Origin of the sequence: Streptomyces sp. CAI-85 (genome assembly GCF_013363615.1) — a bacterium.
Classification (GTDB): domain Bacteria; phylum Actinomycetota; class Actinomycetes; order Streptomycetales; family Streptomycetaceae; genus Streptomyces; species Streptomyces antibioticus_B.
Map to the genome: position 1 here is coordinate 90,551 of NZ_JAANNX010000002.1, position 22,987 is coordinate 113,537.

The 22,987-nt window shown below is 70.8% G+C and carries 23 protein-coding genes and 1 tRNA gene; 13 read left to right on the plus strand and 11 right to left on the minus strand.

Annotated features, from left to right (window positions below):
• From G6W55_RS03310 to G6W55_RS03325, 4 genes are read right to left on the minus strand one after another with little or no spacing between them, the layout of a single operon-like run.
• On the minus strand, positions 1 to 348 hold the full coding sequence (locus G6W55_RS03310; RefSeq protein WP_175519259.1) for an RRQRL motif-containing zinc-binding protein: 348 nt from the start codon (positions 346 to 348) through the stop codon (positions 1 to 3).
• A complete protein-coding gene (locus G6W55_RS03315; protein WP_175519260.1) occupies positions 348 to 1,223 on the minus strand; it encodes a protein spdB in 876 nt (291 codons plus the stop codon). The genes G6W55_RS03310 and G6W55_RS03315 overlap by 1 nt, the downstream gene beginning before the upstream one ends.
• The gene (locus G6W55_RS03320) at positions 1,220 to 1,531 is read right to left on the minus strand and encodes a hypothetical protein (RefSeq protein ID WP_175519261.1); all 312 of its coding nucleotides are present in this window, start codon (positions 1,529 to 1,531) and stop codon (positions 1,220 to 1,222) included. The genes G6W55_RS03315 and G6W55_RS03320 overlap by 4 nt, the downstream gene beginning before the upstream one ends.
• Complete coding sequence (locus G6W55_RS03325) at positions 1,528 to 1,797, minus strand: DUF6284 family protein (protein ID WP_175519262.1); 270 nt, start codon at positions 1,795 to 1,797, stop codon at positions 1,528 to 1,530. Before G6W55_RS03325 ends, G6W55_RS03320 begins: the two co-directional genes overlap by 4 nt.
• A 577-nt stretch (positions 1,798 to 2,374) precedes the next feature.
• On the opposite strand from G6W55_RS03325, the gene G6W55_RS03330 reads away from it, so the two are divergent.
• Together G6W55_RS03330 and G6W55_RS03335 are read left to right on the plus strand one after the other, a co-directional pair.
• The gene (locus G6W55_RS03330) at positions 2,375 to 3,142 is read left to right on the plus strand and encodes a GntR family transcriptional regulator (protein WP_175519263.1); all 768 of its coding nucleotides are present in this window, start codon (positions 2,375 to 2,377) and stop codon (positions 3,140 to 3,142) included.
• Entirely contained in the window at positions 3,139 to 3,708 is a 570-nt protein-coding gene (locus G6W55_RS03335; RefSeq protein ID WP_175519264.1) for a GNAT family N-acetyltransferase, read from the plus strand. Before G6W55_RS03330 ends, G6W55_RS03335 begins: the two co-directional genes overlap by 4 nt.
• Positions 3,709 to 3,732: 24 nt before the next feature.
• Here G6W55_RS03335 and G6W55_RS03340 read toward each other — a convergent pair whose 3' ends face one another.
• Positions 3,733 to 4,539, minus strand: coding sequence for a hypothetical protein (locus G6W55_RS03340; RefSeq protein ID WP_175519265.1), 807 nt, complete (start codon positions 4,537 to 4,539; stop codon positions 3,733 to 3,735).
• Positions 4,540 to 5,049: 510 nt separating this feature from the next.
• On the opposite strand from G6W55_RS03340, the gene G6W55_RS03345 reads away from it, so the two are divergent.
• On the plus strand, positions 5,050 to 5,796 hold the full coding sequence (locus G6W55_RS03345; protein WP_175519266.1) for a hypothetical protein: 747 nt from the start codon (positions 5,050 to 5,052) through the stop codon (positions 5,794 to 5,796).
• Between the two features lie 223 nt (positions 5,797 to 6,019).
• Here G6W55_RS03345 and G6W55_RS03350 read toward each other — a convergent pair whose 3' ends face one another.
• Together G6W55_RS03350 and phoU are read right to left on the minus strand one after the other, a co-directional pair.
• Entirely contained in the window at positions 6,020 to 6,280 is a 261-nt protein-coding gene (locus G6W55_RS03350; RefSeq protein ID WP_175519267.1) for a ribosomal protein L7/L12, read from the minus strand.
• A 494-nt stretch (positions 6,281 to 6,774) separates the two neighbouring features.
• Positions 6,775 to 7,482 (minus strand): phosphate signaling complex protein PhoU, encoded by a 708-nt coding sequence (phoU, locus tag G6W55_RS03355; protein ID WP_175519268.1) that lies wholly within the window; start codon positions 7,480 to 7,482, stop codon positions 6,775 to 6,777.
• A 210-nt stretch (positions 7,483 to 7,692) separates the two neighbouring features.
• Between phoU and G6W55_RS03360 the strand changes: the two genes are divergently transcribed.
• Positions 7,693 to 8,970, plus strand: coding sequence for a cell wall metabolism sensor histidine kinase WalK (locus G6W55_RS03360; protein ID WP_175519269.1), 1,278 nt, complete (start codon positions 7,693 to 7,695; stop codon positions 8,968 to 8,970).
• On the plus strand, positions 8,967 to 9,647 hold the full coding sequence (locus G6W55_RS03365) for a response regulator transcription factor (protein WP_010358452.1): 681 nt from the start codon (positions 8,967 to 8,969) through the stop codon (positions 9,645 to 9,647). Before G6W55_RS03360 ends, G6W55_RS03365 begins: the two co-directional genes overlap by 4 nt.
• 66 nt (positions 9,648 to 9,713) lie before the next feature.
• Here G6W55_RS03365 and G6W55_RS03370 read toward each other — a convergent pair whose 3' ends face one another.
• Positions 9,714 to 10,397: a DUF461 domain-containing protein gene (locus G6W55_RS03370; protein ID WP_175519270.1), complete on the minus strand. Its 684-nt coding sequence runs from the start codon at positions 10,395 to 10,397 to the stop codon at positions 9,714 to 9,716.
• A 654-nt stretch (positions 10,398 to 11,051) separates the two neighbouring features.
• Between G6W55_RS03370 and G6W55_RS03375 the strand changes: the two genes are divergently transcribed.
• The 6 genes from G6W55_RS03375 (at position 11,052) to G6W55_RS03400 (ending at position 17,560) form a co-directional block, all read left to right on the plus strand.
• Positions 11,052 to 11,534, plus strand: coding sequence for a CarD family transcriptional regulator (locus tag G6W55_RS03375; protein WP_003953493.1), 483 nt, complete (start codon positions 11,052 to 11,054; stop codon positions 11,532 to 11,534).
• A 330-nt stretch (positions 11,535 to 11,864) separates the two neighbouring features.
• Positions 11,865 to 12,653: a 2-C-methyl-D-erythritol 4-phosphate cytidylyltransferase gene (gene ispD, locus G6W55_RS03380; protein WP_217686480.1), complete on the plus strand. Its 789-nt coding sequence runs from the start codon at positions 11,865 to 11,867 to the stop codon at positions 12,651 to 12,653.
• The gene (gene ispF / locus G6W55_RS03385) at positions 12,643 to 13,146 is read left to right on the plus strand and encodes a 2-C-methyl-D-erythritol 2,4-cyclodiphosphate synthase (RefSeq protein WP_030795127.1); all 504 of its coding nucleotides are present in this window, start codon (positions 12,643 to 12,645) and stop codon (positions 13,144 to 13,146) included. The genes ispD and ispF overlap by 11 nt, the downstream gene beginning before the upstream one ends.
• Before the next feature lie 131 nt (positions 13,147 to 13,277).
• Entirely contained in the window at positions 13,278 to 14,678 is a 1,401-nt protein-coding gene (gene cysS, locus G6W55_RS03390; protein WP_175519271.1) for a cysteine--tRNA ligase, read from the plus strand.
• 104 nt (positions 14,679 to 14,782) lie between these two features.
• Positions 14,783 to 15,724 (plus strand): 23S rRNA (guanosine(2251)-2'-O)-methyltransferase RlmB, encoded by a 942-nt coding sequence (gene rlmB, locus G6W55_RS03395; RefSeq protein ID WP_175519272.1) that lies wholly within the window; start codon positions 14,783 to 14,785, stop codon positions 15,722 to 15,724.
• Positions 15,725 to 15,856: 132 nt separating this feature from the next.
• On the plus strand, positions 15,857 to 17,560 hold the full coding sequence (locus tag G6W55_RS03400) for a DoxX family membrane protein (protein WP_175519273.1): 1,704 nt from the start codon (positions 15,857 to 15,859) through the stop codon (positions 17,558 to 17,560).
• Positions 17,561 to 17,626: 66 nt separating this feature from the next.
• On the opposite strand, the gene G6W55_RS03405 is transcribed toward G6W55_RS03400, so the two are convergent.
• The 3 genes from G6W55_RS03405 to G6W55_RS03415 form a co-directional block, all read right to left on the minus strand.
• Positions 17,627 to 18,358, minus strand: coding sequence for a nucleotidyltransferase family protein (locus tag G6W55_RS03405; protein ID WP_030795115.1), 732 nt, complete (start codon positions 18,356 to 18,358; stop codon positions 17,627 to 17,629).
• Positions 18,359 to 19,267: 909 nt separating this feature from the next.
• Positions 19,268 to 19,738 (minus strand): hypothetical protein, encoded by a 471-nt coding sequence (locus tag G6W55_RS03410; protein ID WP_175519274.1) that lies wholly within the window; start codon positions 19,736 to 19,738, stop codon positions 19,268 to 19,270.
• A gap of 253 nt (positions 19,739 to 19,991) precedes the next feature.
• A complete protein-coding gene (locus G6W55_RS03415; RefSeq protein ID WP_175519275.1) occupies positions 19,992 to 21,080 on the minus strand; it encodes an ABC transporter ATP-binding protein in 1,089 nt (362 codons plus the stop codon).
• Positions 21,081 to 21,297: 217 nt separating this feature from the next.
• Between G6W55_RS03415 and G6W55_RS03420 the strand changes: the two genes are divergently transcribed.
• Together G6W55_RS03420 and G6W55_RS03425 are read left to right on the plus strand one after the other, a co-directional pair.
• Positions 21,298 to 21,370: transfer RNA gene (locus G6W55_RS03420), tRNA-Thr, on the plus strand.
• 140 nt (positions 21,371 to 21,510) lie between these two features.
• Positions 21,511 to 22,983 carry a hypothetical protein gene (locus G6W55_RS03425; protein ID WP_175519276.1) on the plus strand — a complete coding sequence of 491 codons (1,473 nt, stop codon included), beginning with the start codon at positions 21,511 to 21,513 and terminating at the stop codon, positions 22,981 to 22,983.
• Positions 22,984 to 22,987 lie beyond the last annotated feature (4 nt).

The window sequence follows — 22,987 nt, forward strand, 5'->3', positions numbered from 1 at the left end:
TCAGGCGCTCCTCGGGGAGTGGGAGGTGTCGGGGTAGGCGCAGGGCGCGCACGTGCCGAGCGACGGCGGGATGACGTATCCGGCGTCGCGTCGGCAGGCGGGGCAGGTGCGGCGGGCGGCATTGGCCTTGGCCAGTGCCGCCCACCGGGCGGGGGTCATGGGACGTACCGGCTTGGCCAGGTCGACGCGGTAGAGGTAGGCGATGAGCGGGCCCCGGCGGCGGCGTGGCCGTTCGAGCTGAGCGGCCACGTCCTGACCGCCGGGGCGCAGGCCACGCGCCCGAAGTTGGCGGCGGGTGGCGTAGCCGTCCGGGGCGAGATGCCACCGGAACACCGGCAGCGCACCCATCAGGCCACGACACGCTTCCACGCGGCCCGCAAGCGCACCTCGGACGCGGAGTGGCCGGCCGCGCGGAAGCGGATGGCCATCTCGCGGTAGGACAGGGCGGGCGTCTCGCTGTGCCGGATCTCGTCCACCAGTGCGTCAAGCTGAGCGTCCGTGAGCGCGGGAGCAGACTCCAGCGCGAGCGAGGACACCGGCTCGATGGGCCCCCAGACCGGCAGTTCCCACCGGGGCGTGACGCCCGGTGTGACGCCGGGCGTGACGGGGGTCGTCACGCTGGTCAGCGCCCTGCCGGTGTCCTCACCCTGCCGCGCCGTCTCCAGCGTCGACCACGCCCCGGCGAGGGTGGCGGCGGTCTTGGCCTGGACGCGTGCGACGCGCGCGCCGGCCGCCGTCACGGCCGTCAGCCGCGTCTCCTCGGTGGCCGCGTCCGCCCGCAGCCGGGCACGCGCCACGGCCGCCTCGTCGCGGGCCTCTTGCTGGATTCCCCGGATCGCTCCGAGGGCGCCGGGGGTCAGGGCGGTGCGCTCCCACAGTCCGTGCACCAGCCACAGGGCCTTGGCCGCGACGGGGAGCCACGCGACGGCCAGCCACGCCCCGGTGGACTCTTCGGCGGTGAGGGCGTGGGCGATCAGGACCCCGGTCGCGATCAGGCCGAAGCTCCATCCGACGGCGGTCACGCCGTGGCTGTGGTCGCCCTGCGCGGCCAACCGACGCTCATAGGCGAGGGTGGCCAGCCATCCGCCGTCGATTCCCAGACCGACGACCAGCGCGACGGGCCACGGCATCGCGGTGCCCAGCCACATCACGACCACGGCCAGGGTGAGCACCATGGACACCGCCGTCATCGCGACGGCGGGAAGAACGGTCTTGGCGTTCATGCCGTACCTCCCTTGCGGCGGTTCTCGGCGTGGCTGCGCTGGTTCGGCTGGGTGCGCGGAGCGTCCTCGTACCAGGCGAACGGCGGGATGCCGTCAGCGGCTTTGAACACGCGGATGGCCGCCCCCGACGGGGCGTCGGGCAGGGCGTAGACCCTGCCCCGCTCCAACGACGCCAGCAGCCGGGCACCGTGGTGCTCGCAACCGTCCGCGCCGGCGTTGTACTGATCCAGCACGGTCACGACGGCCGGGCCGTCGCACGCGGTCGGGTCGTCGGGGTGAGCGGCCGGGCAACGGACGGTGCCGGTCACGCCGCACCCCCCGGCAGCATCACGCCGGCCGTGCGGTTGACCAGGTCCCGCCGCGCGGCGAGCACCCGGTGACGGGCCCGGCGGATCCGGCGGGCGTCCATCTCGTTCACGGGACGGTCCAGGGTCTTGATCTGCGCGTCCAGCAACTCGACCTCCGCCAGGATGACGGGGGACTCCAGCTCGATCGCGTCCAGCTCCGCAAGCGTCGGCTCACGGTCGAAAACGTCGGCGGTAACAACCACCTGAGCAGCACCGATGTGCTTCATGGGTCTTAGTTCCTCTCACGAAGGAACGGCCCGAACAGCGGCCCCGGTGTTCGAGCACCGGGGTCGCGCGCCGTTGAAGTCGGAACATCCGGCTCCCCTCAGCGCTGCACGTGCGAGACGTGCAGCGGAGGCAACCGGCCGCCGTAGGGATGCGGCGGAAGTCGGAGATGCGCGGGCCTGAGCCGCGCCGGACACCTTTTGCGGGAGGTGACGGCCCGTACTGCGCGATATGGATCTGTGCCTCAGTCCCGCTCCTCCGAGGAATCGCATCCCGGTCTCGTCGCGCGGCGTGCGTGCCCTTGGGCAGATCCGTTCTTTTGAGTCGGCACGTGTCCCTGACGGGAGATGACCGACTGGTCTCCGCTCACCTCGGCCGGCATGGTCACGGCCGTCGTGTCTGTGGCGGATCACGCTGTTGAGTTTTCGGCGCAGACGGGCACACTTGGGGGTGTTACACCACCTGCTCAGCTTGTTGGTACAAGCTGATGCAGTGATGCTGCACTGACGGACAGTGATGCGTCAAGGGGTTAGGGGCTGCATGTACCAACAAGTTGCGCGAGTGCGTCATGATGGGGCCATGAACAAGCAGCCGAAGTACCGGCAAGTGGCCGACGTCCTGCGCCGCGAGATCGTCAACGGCACCCATGCGCCTGGATCGCGGCTGCCCTCTGAGAACGACCTACAGCAGCGCTTCGACGCGTCGCGGAACACCATCCGCAACGGGCTGAGTCTGCTGGTCAGTGAGGGGCTGATCTCGTCCAGTCAGGGACTCGGGTACGAGGTCAAGTCGCACGAGGTGTTCGAGCTCAACGCGTCCCGCTTCGAGAACCTGACGTTTCCGCAGAACGGCGACGCGTACAACACGGACGTCACGAACGCGGGGCGCCGGCCGCACCAGACGTTCCGTGTCGAGATGCTGCCTGCGTCGCAGGAGATCGCTGAGCGCCTCAAGGTCGAGCAGAGTACGAAGACGGTATTGCGGTTTTGTCATCGCTACGTGGACGACGTTCCTTGGTCCACGCAGGCCACCTACTATCCGTCGTGGCTGGTCGACGCGTCGCCCCGACTTGCTGAGCCTGGAGACATCGAAGAGGGCACAACGCGGTACCTGGCTGCTCAAGGCATTGAGCAGGTTGGGTACTTCGACGAGATCGCGGCCCGAATGCCCACCCCGGAGGAGGCGCGGCTCTTGGAGATCGGAGCGGGTGTTCCGGTGATGCTCTGGACGCGGACGGGCTACTCGGTGGACCGTCCCATCCGATGCACCATCACGACGTTCCGGGGCGACCTGAACCGGATGAACTACGAGATCGGCAACCTAGCCGCCCGGAGCGAAGACACGTGATCATCACCCCCGCAGAGCCGCACGACGTATCCAAGCTGTTGGCCTTCCGTGAGGAAGCCGCAGCTTGGCTGCGCGGTCTCGGATCTGATCAGTGGAGCCGTCCGTACCCGGCTGACAAGCTGCTGGCCACGATCGAAGCGGGCACCGTGTTCATGCTCCGCGACGGGCACACTACTGTCGGCACCATCACCCTGACCCCAGACGCCGAAGACGGGCTGTGGACTGACGAGGAACTGGCCGAACCGGCGATGTTCGTCAACAAACTCACTGTTGCGCGGGAGTACGCCGGCCAGAACATAGGCGGCAGGTTGCTCGACTGGGCAGGTGAACGTGCGTACCGTGCGGGCGCCCGATGGGTTCGGCTGGACGCGTGGACGACGAACGGGGCGCTCCAGCGGTACTACCTCGCCCAAGGCTTCACGTACGTCCGTACGGTCCGGGAGGGCACTGCGGTGAACGGCGGACCACGTGTCTCAGGCTGGCTTGCTCAGCGAGCCGCACGGCCGGCAGACCACGGGTTCACGGACCGTACGCCCGCGCCCGCGCGACTCCCGTTCGCGGCTTAAACAGGAGTCGCACGGCTGCCCGGCCTACCCGATGAGGTGGCGGAGGAAGTCGGTGACGAACTTCTCGACCTCCTCCTTCGCGCTTGCGTCGCGGACGTCGATGCGGTCGATGTACTTGACCCCTGCGTGCCGAAGAAGCCGTTCCCTGCTCTTGTCGTCAGAGCTACGGCCCTTGTGATGCGGCCCGTCAACCTCGATCACTCCTACGTATCCCCTGTAGGTGACCAGCAGGTCCGGCTCGAAAACGTGATCACGCACCTTCATCGCGCTGAGAGGGACGATTCCTATGGTGTCGTTGTCTGGGAGTTCCTGCTGTCGCTCGCGCAGGACAGCGTAGACACGCCACTCCCACTCGTTTGTGAGGTGCAGACCGTCAGCTTGCGGGTGAGCTGGCCCAATCCGCACCTTGCGGGCGTGGTTGGAAGGGCGCGCTTTGCCACCGGCCGCCAATTGCTCCCGCCAGTTGGCCCCCACCTCGGGCAGGATGGCGCGTGCTCGCAGCCCCGAGATGCCGAAGTTCTCCCGGTCGCAGACCTCTTGCATGGCTGACAGCGCACGCTGCTGCACCTCTTCGGTGAAGCGCTCAAGCTGGGGGTGGTCGAAGTCGAGCACGACTTCGAACCAAGACTTCCCCCAGTCCTCCTCCTGGTACTCCAAGTCGCAGAACTCGGCCTGCGCCAGCAGAGCAGCGATGTCCTCGTGCCCCCGCTGATGTAGAAGGGTGGCGCTGACGGCCAGAACCTTCTCAGCACGGGCGCGGGCGAAGTCATCGTGTGAGTAGTTGTCGGGGTTCTGCAGGATCTCCTGGAACGGAACGGAAGCTGCGGTCATGCCCTGATTCTGGCAGCCCCCACTGACAACAGGCGCTGCCGCAAGAGAAGTTGATCACCCACGGTAGAGACATAAGAGATGGCTGCTCTCGCACGTCTGGTGAGGCTGCTCCTCTTCGTGAGTGAGGTCCGGTGGCGACATCGCCGGGCCCTCCCTGGGCCCCCGCTGGGCCCTCCGAGGTCGACCGACGACGACCAACAACGACCAACAACGACGGCCCAACCGCAGGTCAGTTGGGGTACGCAGCCCGCTGACCAGGGGCGGAAAACGGGCCCGCCAGACCCAGGGCAAGAAGAAGTAACACGCACTGATCAAGCCCCCTGCCTTCGGTTTGCCGTTGGTAGGGGGTTTGTCGCTGTGCTGGAGCCGTCTCTGGGGCCTCAGATGCTTGGTCGGGCGTCATACGGCAGGATCGAACGACTGAGCGGTACAGCAGCGGCCTGTGGCAGGACCGCAGACCGTGACTGGTCTGGAAGGGATGCTGTCAGAAGTCTGGTCTAGGTTTGGCCCGTGACCCACAGTCGTTCCCATGCAGGGGCGCCCTGCGAGCCTGGCTTGCCGCCCCACCAGGTTGTCCTGGCGGAGACCGACTGGGGTTCGCTCCAGACGGCTTTCGGGTCCGGTGAAAACCTTCCCAAGGTTCTGACGCAACTTTTGGAGCCCGACCCCAAGGTCCAAGTCACCACCTTGTGGGAGCTGGGTGAGCTCGTCGGCCACCAGAACACCATTTACGAAGCCACCGCCCCCACCGTCATGTACGTCGCCGGCATCCTCACCCACCCGGCGGCCATGACGCGACGGCCTTATCGCGACAGCCCCATCCGCGCGACGTTGTTGGGCTGGCTGGCCGCCACGCTTCACGACGCCTCCGACGAGGTCGTCGCCCGCAACGAGGAGTACTTCCCCGGCTTCCTCACCCGCAGCACCACCGTGGCGGCCTTCCGGGACCTGCGCCCGATGCTCTACGGGGCCGTCGCGCCTTTATTGCATGACAGCCATGAGGATGTGCGTGAAGCCGCAGTCATCGCCGCGCTCCTCCTCGCCGAACACCCCGCGCTCGCCAGGCACCGTGCTCACCTCGCCGTGCACGCGCGCCGCATCCTGAACACCAGCAGCAACGACCCCAACCGTCGTGTCGCGTGGAGAGCCCTCCAAGCATGGGGCCACAATCCGCCCGGCCCAGAGCCTCTCTCCGAGGAGGCCGAGGACCAGGGGCCGCACAGCAATGGCCGCGGCGATCTCGAACCTCCCTTCTGACCGATACGCGCACGGCACAGCGTGGCTGACTGTCGTCGGTTGAGGTGTCGTCTTTGCGCTGCGTGATTCTGCGCTGCGGAAGGGGAACACAGCCCTGTGGCGGAGTGAGGTCAGGGGACGGGCAGCCAGGTGGCGCAACGGGGCAGCGACCGAGGCAGCGCCGGGACCGGTCCATGAACGGTCCATGAACGGCGGCCGGTCGACGCGATCGAGGACGCCATGCCTAGGCCCCTGGTTGTTCGCGAGCCTCTGCCCGGGCCCCCGCGTCCCGCAGAGCCGACACGGCTGCCACCGCCTCCTCCTCGGCCACGCCGACGAGGACCACGACAGGAGCCTGCCTCACCAGGACCTTGCTGTGCCAGAGACTCAGCCCTGCCAGCCGGCGCACGACCTGAACGACGCCCAGCACATCGACACCGGGGTCCGTGAGCACGACCTCATGGGGCACGGCGTCGCACACCAGCAAGAAGGACTCGTCCGCCATCACCCACTCCGCGAGGTCGGGCGGCGACGCAGCCGCCGGCGGTAGGCCGTCCCGTCGACGACGAGCCGGAGACACCCGCTGACCTTAACGGCCGTCGGCGTCCCGGCCCCAAGGCAATTTCCCGCGCCCCGACTCCCTGACCGGCCGGCGCGACGCCCAGAGCGAGTGAGGCGGGACCCCGCGGGACCCGGTGCCGGAAGGCGCCGGGTCCCGGGTTGGCGGAAGGGTCAGCCGCACTGGCAAGGGTTGCCCGACTGGCAGCCGCAGCCGCAGCCGGAGCCGCAGCCGCAGGCGGCCAGGAGGGGGAGGCTTCTCGGCTCGGGGGGCTGCTCGGTCGGGCGTTCCTGGGTCGGGTCGGGCGTGGGAACACTGGGGGACTCGGCCATGGGGTTCCTCCCGGACGCGTAGGGCCTGTGCCCATTTCATGCCCGCTGCGTCCGGCGCATCAACGGCGCACAGTGGCTCGCGCACTCCCCGAAAGCAGTCCCGTGCGCTCAGGCCCCGTCCGTCCCCGTGCCCGTCACCGGCTGGATGTCGGGCTGGATGTCCGGCTGGAACTCGTCCGCGTGCTCGCCCGTGACCAGGAAGACGACCCGCTTGGCGACCGCCACCGCGTGGTCGGCGAACCGCTCGTAGTAACGGCCCAGCAGGGTGACGTCGACCGCCGTCTCGATGCCGTGCTTCCAGCGCTCGTCGATCAGGTGCTGGAACAGCGTGCGGTGCAGCAGGTCCATCGCGTCGTCGTCCGTCTCCAACTGGAGCGCGAGATCGACGTCCTTGGTGATGATGCACTCCGCCGCCTTCGCCATCAGGCGCTGCGCGAGCTGGCCCATCTCCAGGATCGTGGCGTGCAGGTCCTGCGGGACCGCACGGTTCGGGAAGCGCAGCCGCGCCAGCTTCGCCACGTGCTGGGCGAGGTCGCCCGAGCGCTCCAGGTCGGCGGACATCCGCAGCGACGTGACGACGATCCGCAGATCCGTCGCCACCGGCTGCTGCCGCGCCAGCAGCGCTATGGCCTTGGCCTCCAGGTCGTGCTGGAGCTCGTCGACCTTCTGGTCGGCCTCGATCACGCTCTCGGCGAGCTTCAGATCGGAGTCGAGGATCGCGGTCGTGGCGCGCCCGATCGCGGACCCGACCAGCCGGGCCATCTCCACCAGGCTGTCGCCGATCGAGTCAAGTTCCTCGTGGTACGCGTCCCGCATCAGGCTTCCCTCTCGTACGTCGTTCTCACGTGAATCCCGGAGTTCCGGGGGGCCGGGAACCCCACGGTGCCACGGTCGGCCCCGCACGCGTCGGTTTGCGTCACCCCAAATGAACCACCACTGGCTCCCAGGTGAACTCTGGGCGACGAGTGTTCGAGGTCGCACCTCGATGGCTGTGGCCAGGCCGGATCGCGTGCCTAACCTGGACGCATGGACGTGAACGCGGCGGTCGCCGCAGCGGCAGCGATCGCCGGGGTGCTCACCGGTGTCATCGCCATGCTGGCGTTCCGCTGGAGCGAGCGCGACCAGGCCCGCCCCACCCGCACCTCCCTGCACACGGACCCGGTACTTCCGCCGGGCGTGGACACCGTCCTGTCCGTGCTGCGCTCCTCGGCCGTCGTCCTCGACGAGGCGGACGCCGTGGTCAAGGCCAGCTCGGCGGCGTACGCCCTCGGCCTGGTCCGGGGCGGGAAACTCGCCGTGGAGCCGATGCTCCAGATGGCCCGCGACACCCGTCGTGACGGCGAGATACGCCAGGTCGAGCTGGACCTCCCCCGGCGCGGCACCGGGCGCGGCGAGGCCCTCGCCGTGTCCGCCCGGGTGGCCCCGCTGGGCTCCCGGCTGGTGCTGCTGCTGGTGGAGGACCTCACCGAGGCCCGCCGGATCGAGGCCGTACGCCGCGACTTCGTGGCGAACGTCAGCCATGAGCTGAAGACACCGGTCGGGGCGCTCTCCCTGCTCTCGGAGGCCGTCATGGACGCCTCCGACGACCCGGAGGCGGTGCAGCGGTTCGCCGGCCGGATGCAGATCGAGGCCACCCGGCTCACCAACCTGGTGCAGGAACTGATCGACCTCTCCCGGGTCCAGAACGACGACCCGCTGGAGGACGCCGAGCCGGTGGGCATCGACGAACTCGTCGCCGAGGCCGTCGACCGCTGCCGGCACCAGGCCGGCACCAAGCAGATCACCATGGCCGCCGGAGGCACCGCCGACCTGCGCGTCTGGGGCCACCGCGGCCAGCTCGCCGCGGCCCTCGGCAACCTGGTCGAGAACGCCGTCAACTACTCACCCGCCCGCACCCGCGTCGGGATAGCCGCCCGCCGGGTGACCGCACCCGGCGGGGACCTGATCGAGATCGCCGTCACCGACCAGGGCATCGGCATATCCGACAAGGACAAGGAGCGCATCTTCGAGCGCTTCTACCGCGTCGACCCGGCCCGCTCCCGTGCCACCGGCGGTACGGGCCTCGGGCTGGCGATCGTCAAACACGTGGCCGCCTCGCACGGCGGGGAGGTCACGGTGTGGAGCGCCGAGGGACAGGGCTCCACCTTCACGCTGCGGCTGCCGGAGGCGGGCGCCGCCCGCGACCGCGACCGGGCACTCCAGCACCCCGACCTCGACGATGACGAAGAGGACGGGCCGTCCGCCCAGACACCCCCCGAGTCAACCGCGTACCAGACGCTTTCCGCCCCGGAGGTCCTTCCGTGACCCGTGTGCTCGTCGTCGAGGACGAGGAGTCCTTCTCCGACGCCCTGTCGTACATGCTCCGCAAGGAGGGCTTCGAGGTCGCCGTGGCGGCCACCGGGCCCGACGGCCTCGACGAGTTCGAGCGCAACGGCGCCGACCTCGTCCTCCTCGACCTGATGCTGCCGGGGCTGCCCGGCACCGAGGTGTGCCGCCAACTGCGCGGCCGCTCCAACGTCCCCGTGATCATGGTGACCGCCAAGGACAGCGAGATCGACAAGGTCGTCGGGCTGGAGATAGGAGCTGACGACTACGTCACCAAGCCCTTCTCCTCCCGCGAGCTGGTCGCCCGCATCCGGGCCGTCCTGCGCCGCCGCGGCGAGCCGGAGGAGGTGACCCCGGCGGCCCTGGAGGCGGGGCCGGTGCGGATGGACGTCGACCGGCACGTGGTGACGGTCTCCGGCTCCAAGGTCGACCTCCCGCTGAAGGAGTTCGACCTGCTGGAGATGCTGCTGCGCAACGCCGGGCGGGTGCTGACCCGGATGCAGCTCATCGACCGGGTCTGGGGCGCCGACTACGTGGGCGACACCAAGACCCTCGACGTCCACGTCAAGCGGCTGCGCGCCAAGATCGAGCCGGACCCGGGCGCGCCGCGGTATCTGGTGACGGTGCGGGGGCTGGGGTACAAGTTCGAGCCGTAGGCCGTATGTGAGGAAAGGGCGGCATCCCGTGAGGGGTGCCGCCCTTTCCGCTGCCGTCGGGCCGGGTCAGTGACCCGAGCCCTCCTCCGTGCCCTCGGTACCGGCCTCCGCGCCCGCCGCCGGGGCCGACGCCGTGTCCGACGGGCTCGCCTCGGCGCTCTCGCCGGCCGCCGGGGACTCGGTGGACCCGGCCGGGGCGCTCGCGCTCTCGGACGGCTTCGGCTGCGGCGCCGAGGGGATGTCGCTGGGGCCCCAGCTCGAGAAGTAGCTCTCGGCGGGGACGACGAAGGCGCGCAGGGTCACCGCGCCCGTCTCGCTGAAGGTGAAGGTGGTCTTCTGGGCGTTGCCGTCGAGGGAGTCCTCGCCGGGGCTCTCCAGGACGGCGGAGGCGTTGCCGTCGCCGCCGATGACGAGGGAGCCGAAGGCCGGGACGGTCACCTTGCCCTTGCCCCCGGCGGGGGTGAGCTTGGCGGTGCCGAGGCCCTCGACCTCGATCGACTCCACCGTCTGGTCGGTGTCACCGCCGTTGAAGAGGGTGGCCGAGACGGCGACCGGGCCGCTGCCCTCGGGGGCCGGCTGGGTGATCACGACGGCGTTCTGCACCTTGATGACGCCGACGCTGGTCGCGGCGTTGTCCGGCTTGATCTCCAAGGTCTGGCTGTTGTTGCCGGCGCCGCAGGCGGCGAGCGTGGCGATCGAGAACGCGAGGGCGGATGCGGCGAGGGCGCCGCGTCGAAGGCTGCTGCTCACGGCGGCGGCATCTCCTTGAACGCACAGGGGCAGCTCACCTGGTGATAAAGCCGCCCTAAGGGTCTGTCAGCGGCCTTAGGTTACCGAGCCGTTCCCACGGGGCCGCACCCGACCCGCCTCTAGCGCCTTCCGGGCTCCCCGGTGCACCGCTGTCCCCCGCTCTTCCGGACCACCTCGTTCACCCACAAGTGACTCGTGAGTCACTTCCGTTTCACTCCGGCTCTTGTGCCGTGGCGCGGCTCGTCCGTCATTCGGATAACCGCCGCGGAGGCCGGTTCACGGATTTTCCGTGAAGGAATGCGGGGCCGTCCCGGAAATTGATCACGGGCGCGAGCGAAGGGCCGATGATCAATTCCGGAAACGATCGGTATCAGGCCAGGGGCCGCCGAACGGAGTAGCGGAAGTCGCACACCTGGAAGCGGACATATGTGGACGTTCGACCGTTCGGCCCCGCCTCCGGATGCGTGTAACGTACGCGTTTCACCCCCCTCGAAGAGCGCCTCCGACCTGCGAATACCTGCTTCCGCGAGCCCTTCGAAGCACGTCCCTGTCGCTGTTGTCAAGCCCCGAGATATGCCCTGACCTGCGAAAACGCCATTCAGGAACGGCAGTTTCCGTGTTACTCTGGATAGCCACGGAAGGGGTACCTGTCACATGACGTTCAAGGTTGGCGACACCGTGGTCTATCCCCATCACGGGGCCGCGCTGATCGAGGCCATCGAAACTCGCCAGATCAAAGGCGTGGACAAGACCTACTTGGTGCTGAAGGTCGCCCAGGGTGACCTGACGGTACGTGTGCCAGCGGACAATGCGGAGTTCGTCGGCGTGCGTGATGTGGTCGGTCAGGACGGGCTGGACCGGGTCTTCGAGGTGCTGCGCGCGCCGTACGCCGAGGAGCCCACGAACTGGTCGCGTCGTTACAAGGCAAATCTGGAGAAGCTCGCCTCCGGCGATGTCATCAAGGTCGCGGAAGTCGTGCGTGACCTGTGGCGTCGTGAGCGCGAGCGTGGACTCTCCGCAGGTGAGAAGCGCATGCTCGCCAAGGCCCGCCAGATCCTGGTGAGCGAGCTGGCCCTCGCGGAGAACACCAACGAGGACAAGGCGGAGGCCCTGCTCGACGAGGTTCTCGCGTCCTGACGCCGGCACCAGCCGACTTCAGCACTGAAGAGCGCTCTGAAGAACACTGAAATGCCGCGGTGCCCGATGACGTATTTCTCGTCGCCGGGCGCTGCGGCATGTTCGCGTCCGCATCGCCGCGGTCACCAGGTCGACCCGTCACCACGTCGCGGTCACCACGTCGCGTCGGACCCTCTCGGGAAAACGCCTCGGGAAACCCCGATACTTGGCGTGCCGGGCCCGGGGCGCTGGCTCGACCGGAACGTCACGGAAGGGTCCGGTCAAGGCGTCGCGCCCGGCACGCTGTGTCCGTACCCAACATGGCCGAGCACACAAACCTGACAGGAACCGATGTCTGACGATTCGCTTCCCTCGACCGCGGACGCCCGCCCCGGCATCCCGACGGACGCCCGCACGTCCGCCCGTACGGCCGCCGTGATCCCGGCCGCCGGACGCGGCGTACGCCTCGGTCCGGGCGCCCCCAAGGCGCTCCGCGCGCTGAACGGCACGCCCATGCTGATCCACGCGGTCCGCGCCCTCGCCGCCTCCCGCGCCGTCTCCCTGGTCGTCGTCGTGGCCCCGCCGGACGGCGCCGCCGAGGTCAAGTCGCTGCTCGACGCGCACGCCCTGCCCGAGCGCACCGACTTCCTCGTGGTGCCCGGCGGCGACACCCGCCAGGAGTCCGTGAAGCTCGGCCTGGACGCGCTGCCGCCGGAGTACGACATCGTCCTCGTGCACGACGCAGCCCGGCCGCTCGTCCCCGTGGACACCGTGGACGCCGTCATCGAGGCCGTCCGGGACGGCGCTGCCGCCGTGGTGCCCGCGCTGCCGCTCGCCGACACCGTCAAGGAGGTCGAGCCGGCCGCCGTGCCCGGTGACCCCGAGCCGGTCGTCGCCACCCCGGACCGCGCCCGGCTGCGGGCCGTCCAGACCCCGCAGGGCTTCGACCGGGCCACGCTGGTGCGGGCCCACGAGACGGTCACCGAGGACGTCACCGACGACGCGAGCATGGTCGAGCGGCTCGGCCCGGCGGTCGTGGTCGTGCCCGGCCACGAGGAGGCGTTCAAGGTCACCCGGCCCCTCGACCTCGTCCTCGCCGAGGCGGTCCTGGCCCGCAGGAGGCTCAACGATGGCTTCTGAGCCCGTGGCCGGCGTGCTGCTTCCCCAGGTCGGCATCGGCACCGACATCCACGCCTTCGAGGAGGGCCGCGAACTGTGGTGCGCGGGCCTGAAGTGGGAGGGCGAGGGTCCCGGCCTGGCCGGGCACAGCGACGCGGACGTCGTCGCGCACGCCGCGTGCAACGCGCTGTTCTCGGCCGCCGGGCTCGGCGACCTCGGACAGCACTTCGGCACCGGACGGCCCGAGTGGTCCGGCGCCGCCGGGGTCACCCTGCTCACCGAGGCCGCCCGGATCGTGCGCGCGGCCGGCTTCACCATCGGCAACATCGCCGTCCAGGTGGTCGGACCCCGCCCGAAGATCGGCAAGCGCCGCGACGAGGCGCAGAAACTGCTGTCGGAGGCGGCGGGCGCACCCGTGTCGGTCTCGGGCGCGACCACCGACGGGCTCGGCTTCCCCGGACGCGACGAGGGGCTCATGGCGATCGCCACGGCACTGGTGGCCCGTACCGGCTGACCCGTGCGGCACGGCCGTATCGGGCCTGGTGGCATCGCCCGGACGGGCCCCATGGCACCGCATGTCACGAAAGTGTGGCCCTTGGGGGGAAGGGGCTCGGGGCATCGCCTCGCGCCCACTACCCTGGAGTGGTGACTATTCGCCTGTACGACACCAGCGCCCGGCAGATCCGTGACTTCATCCCGCTCCAGCCGGGTTGTGTCTCGATCTACCTGTGTGGTGCCACCGTGCAGGCCGCCCCGCACATCGGGCACATCCGTTCCGGCCTGAACTTCGACATCATGCGCCGCTGGTTCACCCACCGGGGCTACGACGTCACCTTCATCCGCAACGTCACGGACATCGACGACAAGATCATCGCCAAGTCGCACGACCAGGGCCGCCCCTGGTGGTCCATCGGCTACGAGAACGAGCGGGCGTTCAACGACGGCTACCAGGCCCTCGGCTGCCTCCCGCCGACCTACGAGCCGCGCGCCACCGGGCACGTCCCCGAGATGATCGAGATGATGCGCGGTCTCATCGAGCGCGGTCACGCCTACGAGTCCGACGGCAACGTCTACTTCGACGTGCGCTCCTACCCGGAGTACCTCCAGCTCTCCAACCAGGAGCTGGACAACCTGCTCCAGCCCTCGGGCGACGGCGAGACGGGCAAGCGCGACCCGCGCGACTTCGCCATGTGGAAGGCGGCCAAGCCGGGCGAGCCGAGCTGGGAGACGCCGTGGGGCCGCGGCCGCCCCGGCTGGCACCTGGAGTGCTCGGCGATGGCGCACAAGTACCTGGGCTCGTCCTTCGACATCCACGGCGGCGGCCTCGACCTGATCTTCCCGCACCACGAGAACGAGATCGCCCAGGCCAAGGGCTACGGCGACGAGTTCGCGCGGTACTGGGTGCACAACGCCTGGGTCACCATGAGCGGCGAGAAGATGTCGAAGTCCCTCGGGAACTCGGTGCTGGTCTCCGAGATGGTCAAGCAGTGGCGCCCGATCGTGCTGCGCTACTACCTCGGCACCCCGCACTACCGCTCGATGATCGAGTACAGCGAGGAGTCGCTGCGCGAGGCCGAGTCGGCGTTCGCGCGGATCGAGGGCTTCGTGCAGCGCGTGACCGAGCTGGCGGGGGACGTCGTCGAGCCCGCCGCCGAGGTCCCGCTGGCCTTCGCCGAGGCGATGGACGACGACCTGGGCGTCCCGCAGGCCCTCGCCGTCGTGCACACCACCGTCCGGCAGGGCAACTCCGCCCTCGCCGCCGACGACAAGGAAGCCGCGGTGGCCCGCCTCGCCGAAGTGCGCGCCATGCTCGGCGTCCTCGGTCTCGACCCCCTCGACCCGCACTGGGCCGGGGAGAGCGACCGCGGCGAGGATCTGAACGGCGTCGTCGACAGTCTCGTACGACTGGTCCTGGACCAGCGGGAGGCCGCGCGCGGGCGGAAGGACTGGGCGACCGCGGACGCCATCCGCGACCAGCTCAACCAGTCCGGGCTGACCATCGAGGACAGCCCCGCCGGGCCGCGCTGGTCGCTCGCCCCCCGGTAGCCGCCGTTTCTTGATCGATTGTGCCGCCCGGCCGTCCGGGCGGCACACTGCATGTACGTACGCACGGCGTGCGCTTCCGCGCGCCTCACACAGACAGGTAGGTCATGGCAGCCAACAACCGCCGCATGTCCGGCAAGAAGGGCGCGCAGGTCGGCAGTGGCGGCCAGCGGCGCCGGGGCCTGGAGGGCAAGGGTCCGACCCCGCCCGCCGAGATGCGCAAGGGACACAAGAAGAACCGCCTCGCCACGGCCAAGGCCAAGCAGACCCAGCGCCGTCCGGCGCCCCGCGGCCGCGGCGGCAAGGGCACGTCCGAGCTGGTCGTCGGCCGCAACCCGGTCGTGGAGGCGCTGCGCGAGGGCGTGCCCGCGTCCACGCTCTACGTCCAGCAGTTCATCGACAACGACGAGCGGGTGCGCGAGGCGCTCCAGCTCGCGGCCGAGCGCGGCGGCATCAACCTCATGGAGGCCCCGCGTCCCGAGCTGGACCGGATGACCAACGGCCTCAACCACCAGGGGCTCGTCCTCCAGGTCCCGCCGTACGAGTACGCGCACCCCGAGGACCTCGCCGAGGCCGCCTACGCGGAGGGCCAGGACCCGCTGATCGTCGCCCTCGACGGGGTGACCGACCCGCGCAACCTGGGCGCCGTCGTGCGGTCCGTCTCCGCGTTCGGCGGCCACGGCGTCGTCGTCCCGGAGCGGCGCGCGGCCGGGATGACCGCCGGTGCGTGGAAGACCTCGGCGGGCACGGCGGCCCGTACGCCGGTCGCGCGGGCCACCAACCTGACGCGCGCCCTGGAGGCGTACAAGAAGGCGGGGATCGTGGTCGTCGGTCTGGCCGCCGACGGCGAGGCCGAGATCGGCGAACTGCCGGCGCTGGACGGGCCGGTCGTCATCGTCGTGGGCAGCGAGGGCAAGGGGCTGTCCCGGCTGGTCGGCGAGACCTGCGACCACCGGGTGCGGATCCCGATGCCGGGCGGCGCGGAGTCGCTCAACGCCGGTGTGGCGGCGGGCATCGTGCTGTACGAGGCGGCTCGGCGCCGGGTCTGAGGGCGCTGAGGGTCCTGAGGGCCCTGGGGGTTCACCCACACGGGTTAATTCCGTCGTGTCGCGCAACCTTGACGCGGTCCGGACACATCCGGTGGGTCAAAGCAGTGTCCTAACCACACGTCACTCGGTTAGATGAGTGTGGACACCAGAACACCCCGCACTCCCACGGGGGACCGCTCGTCGGGCTTCGACGACGTTCCCGCGCTGAGCATGGTGAAGGTGCCGAGCGATCCGGCGCAGGTCATCGTGACGCACGCGAGTTTCCGTGTGCAGTTGGGCGCGTCGGCGCGGCGCAGCCAATCCCCGCGGATCGCCCGGCACATGAGCGCCTTTCAGGACGCCCCGCGCGTCCCCCTCGCCGGGACGGCGGGCCGGGCGGGCGCCACCGCCGGTGCCCGCCGCCGGCCCGTCGTCTGGAGCGGCCAGACCGCCCCCGACGACACCGGCGCGCACCGACTGCTCCAGGCCGTGCGGGCGGGCAGCGTCGGCCACGGCGACCCGGCGGCCGCCGACGCCGGAGCCACCCAGGTCATCCCGCGCGTCGGCGTCGGCGGCTACGACGGCTACGAGGGGCACACCGGGTCCGGCTACGACGGATACGACGCCGACCTCACCGCCCAGACCCTCGAGACCCCGATCGTCGGCGCCCAGCGCGCGCCCGTGGCCGGCGAGCACCGACTGCTGCCGCAGATGCGCCCCGTCGGCAGCGCCTACGACGAACCCGCCTACGACGACGGCCAGTTCGACGACTTCGAGGAACCGTCCGCCGCCGAGAGCGCGCCGCGCGGTGGCCGTCGGCACGCCGACGACGACGCCCGGCACGCCTACTTCCCCGGCCGCCGGATGAACCTCGGTGTGGTCCTCCTCCCGCTGCGCATCCTGCTCGGCTTCATGTCCGTGTACGCCGGCATGGGCAAGCTGTGCGACCCCGTCTACTTCGACGGCGGCGAGCGCGGCTCCATGGTGAAGTGGCTCAACACCCTGCACCCGTGGGAAGTCGCCGAGCCGCTGCGGCAGTTCGCCCTGCACCACCCGGTCGGCTCCGGGCTCGTCATCGCCTTCCTCCAGGTCGTGGTCGGCGTCCTGACCGTCCTGGGCTGCTGGCAGCGGGTCGCGGCGAGCGTGGGCGCGCTGCTGTCCGCCGCGCTCATCGTCACCGTGAGCTGGAAGACCGTCCCGGTCTACCAGACGCCCGACATCATCTACCTCGCCGCCTGGTCGCCGCTGATCATCGCCGGCGCGCCCGTCTACTCCGTCGACGGTCGGCTCGCCGCGAGCGCCTGGCGGCGGCTCGGCCCGCGCTCCGACCTGTGGGAGCTGCGCCGGTACGTGCTGCGGCGGGGTGCGCTGGTCACCGCGATCGTCGTCGGTCTGACCCTGCTGACCGGCGCGCTGCTCGGCGGTGCCGTGCGGGACGCGGACCGGGTCGTCGTACCGGGACCGGGCGAGGCCCCGCGCAACGAACTGCCCGGCACGCCGCTGCCGGAGGAGTCCGGCTCCCACCCGGCGAGCGGCAGCCCCGCCGCGTCCACCTCGCCGACCCGGGAGGCCACCTCGGCGGCGCCCACGGCCGGCACGTCCGGCACCTCCGGTACGGGCAGCGCCCCGGCCACGGACGCCGGCAGCAGCACGGCCGGTGCGCCCAGCCAGACCCAGGGCACGGCCGGCGAGGCCCCGCCGCAGCAGCCCGAACCGGTCGAACAGGCGCCGAGCACCAGCTCCGGGCCCACGTCCGGCGGTTCGACCGGCACGGGGGGTGCGACGAGCGGTGGCTCGGACTCCGGTTCGTCGTCCTCGACGGGGCAGCCGGGGCTGGTGGGGGGCCTGCTCGGGTAGCGGTCTCCGGGTGAGCATGGGAACGGGGGTGCCTCGCGGAGGCACCCCCGTTTTTCGTGGGTGGGCTCAACGGCCCAGCGCGGCCAGCTCCTTCGCGGCCTCGGTGAGGTCCTTGGCCGTGTCGATGGCCCGCCAGTACGCGCCCTGCGGGATGGGGAACCCGGCCAGCCTGCGCTCGCGCGCCAGGTGCGGGAACGTGGTCCGCTCGTGGTCACCGCGCTCGGGCAGCAGCGCGGCGAACTCCGGTGAGAAGACGTAGACGCCCGCGTTGATCTCGTACGTCGTCGGCGGGGCCTCGATGAAGTCGGTGATGTGTCCGAAGCCGTCCGTCTGCACGGCGCCCCAGGGGATACGGGGGCGGGCGAGGGCCAGGGTGGCGACGGCGTCCCGCTCGGTGTGGAAGTCGGCCATCTCGCGCAGCGAGAAGCGGGTCCAGATGTCGCCGTTGGTGGCGTACCAGGGGCGGTCCGGGTGGGGCAGGTGGGCGGCGGCGTACCGCAGACCGCCGCCGCGGCCGAGGGGCTCGGTCTCGACGACCGTGGTGACCTTCACGGGCAGGTCGGCGGAGTCCAGCCACTCCTGGAGGACCTCGGCGAGATGCCCGCAGGAGACGACGACGTCCGTGACGCCCTCCTCGGCGAGCCAGCCGAGCTGATGCCCGATGATCGGCGTCCCCGTCCCGGGGATCTCCACCATCGGCTTGGGCCGGTCATCGGTGTACGGCCGCAACCGCGACCCCTGGCCCCCGGCCAGGACAACGGCTTGCGTGGGACGGGAGGCGGCGTGCGGGTGAGTCATGGCGGAACTGTACGTGGTGGGTGTTACGGGAGGGGTGGGTGGCTGGTGTCGGGTTGGGTGGGTCCCTGCCCCCGTGGGGATGTGCGCGAGGTGCCGCGGGCGGCGGGCACACGGCACCGGGGTGGGCTGTGTTCGGGGTGCCGTAGGGGCCGGGGTCCGGCGGGGCGGGTGCCGCCGCGCGGGTGGCCGGACAGGGCGCGGCCTGCGGGAGGCGCCCGCGCCCGGAAGAGTGTGGTCGCCGACGGCATGCGGCGCGGGCGGTGTCGTGCACGGTGAGTTGCTGCGGGGGCCGGGGCCGGTGGGGCAGGCGGTGTCGTGCGGGTCGTCGGGCGGGGTGAGGCCCGTGGCAGGGGCCCGTCCGCCTGGAGGCGTGCGGACGCCCACGGCACGTGGCACGGGAGTCGGCCGTGTTCGGGGGCCGCAGGACCCGGGTTCGGGTGGGGCAGGTGGTGTCGCCCGGACTGCCGGACAGGGCGAGGTCGGTGGCAGGCCCCCCGTCCGCGCGGAGGTGGGCGGTCGCTGACGGCATGCGGCGCGTGCGGCGCCGTACAGCGGAGTTGCCGCGAAGGCCGCTGGACGGGTTGAGGCCAGCAGCGGGGCCCGTCCGCCCGGCCAAGGTGCGGTCGTCGACGGCACACGCGGCGCGGGCGGTGTCGTGCGGGTCGTCGGGCAGCGCGAGCCCACGGCAGGGGTTGTCCGCCCAGAAGCGTGCGGTCGTCGGCGGTGCGTGGCGCGGGCGGTGTCGGGGACGGTGAGGTGCCGTACCGGGGCAAGGGGGTTGCCGGGGGCGCGGTGTGCTGGTGGCCGCCGTCGGTGGCCCGTGTTGTCGTTGGTGTTCGGTCTCGTCCGGATGGCCCAGGGGGGGGTGGGTGGGGCCGGGCCCCGGGGGTCGGGCCCCCGGGGTGGGGGTTAGCTGTTGGCCGTCAGGACGCCGGAGGCGAAGGCTGTGTCGCAGACCGGGCGGGCGTAGGACTGGGCGCGGGAGGGGCCGTACGCGCGGACCGCGGCCCGGCCCAGGGCGCGGGCGATCGAGGCGCAGTGCTTGGCGAGGGACGGCTTGCCGTTCACCGCTTCCTGGAGGTGGGTCAGGGCGACGCCCGGGTCCTTCTCCTGGAGCTCGGTCAGCAACCGGTCGCGCAGGACGTCCTGCGGGGCCTTGGCGGCGTTGTGGGCGACCTGGTGCGCGGTGGAGACGTCGGAGGCGGTGAGCACCGAGTCCGAGGGGTCCCCCGACCAGTTGACCCGGGTGACCGCGAGGGTCCCCGAGAGCACCATGACGACGGGCAGGACGAGGGCGAGCGAGCGGCCGATCCGGCGGGCTGGGCCGCCCTGGCCGCGTCGCGTGCGCTGGGTGGTGGAGTGGTTCGCGGAGTGCTTCACGCGTGAGAGGGTAGCGCCCGGTAATCATCCGGCGACATTTGGTCACCCGGACGGGGGATGAAGTGGTGCCTCTTTTTGGGTAGGGCGTTGACGGACAAGGGGCCGTACGGGTCGAAAACGGCGCGGATGCCGGGGTTTGTGAGGGGAACGGGGAAGGGCCCCGCGGCAGTCCGCGGGGCCCTCTCCGTCAATCGTCGTCCGACCGCCGTTCCGGCCGCCGTTCCGGCCGCCGTTCCGGTCGTCCGGGACGGGGTCAGTCGGACAGGCGGGCGCCCGTCGAGGTGGAGAACACGTGGGTCTCGCCGCCGCGCGGGACGACGTGCAGCGTGCTGCCCTTCTCCGGGACGTCACGGCCGCCGACGCGGACCACGAGGTCCTTCGCCTCGCCGCCGACCTGGGCGGTGCCGTAGACGAAGGCGTCCGAGCCCAGCTCCTCGACGACGTTCACGGTGACCGCGAGGCCCTGGTCGGAGTCGGCGCCGGCCACGTCGAAGTGCTCGGGGCGGACACCCACGGTGACCGTCTTGTCGGTGGTGGAGGAGAGCGCGTCACGCTGCACCGGCACCACGGAGTTGCCGAACTTCACGCCGCCGTCGGCGATCGGGACCTCGACGAGGTTCATCGCCGGGGAGCCGATGAAGCCGGCCACGAAGAGGTTGGCGGGCTTGTCGTACATGTTGCGCGGGGTGTCGACCTGCTGGAGCAGACCGTCCTTGAGGACGGCGACCCGGTCGCCCATGGTGAGGGCCTCGACCTGGTCGTGGGTGACGTACACCGTGGTGATGCCGAGCCGGCGCTGGAGCGAGGCGATCTGCGTACGGGTCGAGACGCGGAGCTTGGCGTCCAGGTTGGACAGCGGCTCGTCCATGAGGAAGACCTGCGGCTCACGGACGATGGCGCGGCCCATCGCGACGCGCTGGCGCTGACCGCCGGAGAGGGCCTTCGGCTTGCGGTCCAGGTACTCGGTGAGGTCGAGGATCTTCGCGGCCTCCTCGACCTTCTGGCGGATCACCGTCTTGTTGACGCCGGCGATCTTCAGCGCGAAGCCCATGTTGTCGGCGACCGACATGTGCGGGTAGAGCGCGTAGTTCTGGAACACCATGGCGATGTCCCGGTCCTTCGGCGGCAGGTGCGTGACGTCGCGGTCGCCGATGCGGATGGCGCCGCCGTTGACGTCCTCGAGACCCGCGAGCATCCGCAGGGAGGTGGACTTGCCGCAACCGGACGGGCCGACGAGGACGAGGAACTCACCGTCCGCGATGTCGATCTCCAGGGCGTCGACCGCGGGCTTGGTGGAACCCGGGTAGATCCGGGTCGCCTTGTCGAACGTAACAGTGGCCATGGCTCAGAGGCCCCCTTCTACCGGCAGGAACGTGCCGGACGATCCGTTGTAGGAAGGTGGTGTGGTGTAGTCCACCTGAGTGAACTTCCCGAGACGCTACCTGCCGTCCGCCCGATCTGTCAGTACCCGGCGGCATGTGAACTTCGCGGAAATTTTCGACGGGCCGCCCCGACGACCTGGGTACACTGCACGGGCACGTACGTGACCACGCACGCGCGCCTCCTTAGCTCAGTTGGTAGAGCACCGCTCTTGTAAAGCGAAGGTCGTCGGTTCGAGTCCGACAGGGGGCTCCGAATCGTCACCGGCGGTCTCCTCTCCCCTCACGTCCTCTCTCTCCGCTTTCTGCGGTACTTGCTGCCCCCGCCCCGCCCGGCGGCCTACCCTGGGCGGCACCGTCAGGGAACCGTGCAGGCTGTCTGGAGGTAACGGGGTGGGAGAGCGGAGTCCGGAGCGGGTGCGGAACGAGCTGGTCGCGGCTGTCGTGGACGCGCTTCAGCGGTCGGGGACCGTGGGGCAGGCGGCCAGTCGGGAGATCTGGCGCGACATGCTCTCCGGTGAGCTGGGCGCCCGGGTGGAGCCGCTCACCGGGGACCGGCTGCGGCCGTGGCTGCTGACGGTGGTGCGGGAGTGCACCGCGGTCGGTGACGGGCTGGCCTGTCTGGTGCGGTCGCTGGAGTACGTGGAGCGGGAGTCCGCGACGGTCGCCGAGCTGTGGCCGCTGGTGGACGAGTGGGAGGCAGTCGACTTCTTCGGCCAGGCCGACCTGCGGGGGTTACAGCCGGTCCTCCAGTCGATCGGCGCCGCCGACATCTCGGCGATGGCCCGCCGCGCCACCCGGTCCCGGGTGCAGGAGCTGCCCGCCTGGTGCCGTACGGCGTGGCAGGTGTTCCTCCGGCTCGCGGGGGAGAACACCCCGCGCGGTGAGCTGCCGCCGAGCATGGCGTTCCTGTCGCTGACGGCGGAGTGGCTGGTGGAGGACGGCCGGGCGGAGGCCGCCGAGCTGCTGCGCCGTTTCAACCGGGAGCAGGCCGGGCCGCTCGGGGTGGAGACGCTGCTCGCGGACTGGCAGCACTCGGAGTTCCCGCGGCCGGAGCCCTCGCTGGTGCCGGCGTATCTGCTGATCCAGTTCGAGCCGGACCGGGTCGAGGCCGACCGCTACTACCTCTCGCACTGGCGGCAGTCCGACTCCGAGGGCTGGCACCCGGTGCGCGGCGAGACCGACCATCTGCGGCGCGACGAGCTGCCCGGCGCGGTAGAGCGGCTGGTGGAGGAGACCGAGAGCCGGTGGGCCGATCTGCGCCAGCCGGTGATCCTGGAGTTCGTGCTGCCCTGGGAGCTGCTCAACGAGCCCGTCGAGTGGTGGTCCAAGGAATCTGATTCTCCCTCCCCGACTCCGCTCGCCCTCGACTATCCGGTCGTCGTGCGGTCCCTGGAGCGGTTGCAGCGGGCGGCCTGGCACCGGCCCTGGCACACCAAGTGGCGGCAGTTCAGCGAGCGGCCGGCCGACAGTCACTCGCACTGGAGCCGGCCCGCGCAGGACGGGGCGTACTTCTTCCATCTGGAGCGGGAGCTGAAGGAGGACCGCAACGCCGTCTGCCTGGTGCTCAGCGAGCCGCCCGGCGAGGACGCGGGCGCGGGCCGCCGCGAGATGCTGGCCGGGCTGCGCGCCGGGGTGCCGGCGATGATCTGGCACCGGGAGGACTGTTCCGACGCGGCCTTCCACGACGCCGTCGGGGAGATCCTCCAGGACCGTTCGCTCGGGGGCCTCGCCGACCGGATCCGGCAGTGGCGGAAGGAGGCGCTGGCGCTCGGGCCCGAGGGCTGGCACGACCATGTGGGGCGGCATCTGGCCATCCTGCTGGACGACCCCGACCGCAAGCCGACCCCGCCCGGGCCGGTGTAGCCGC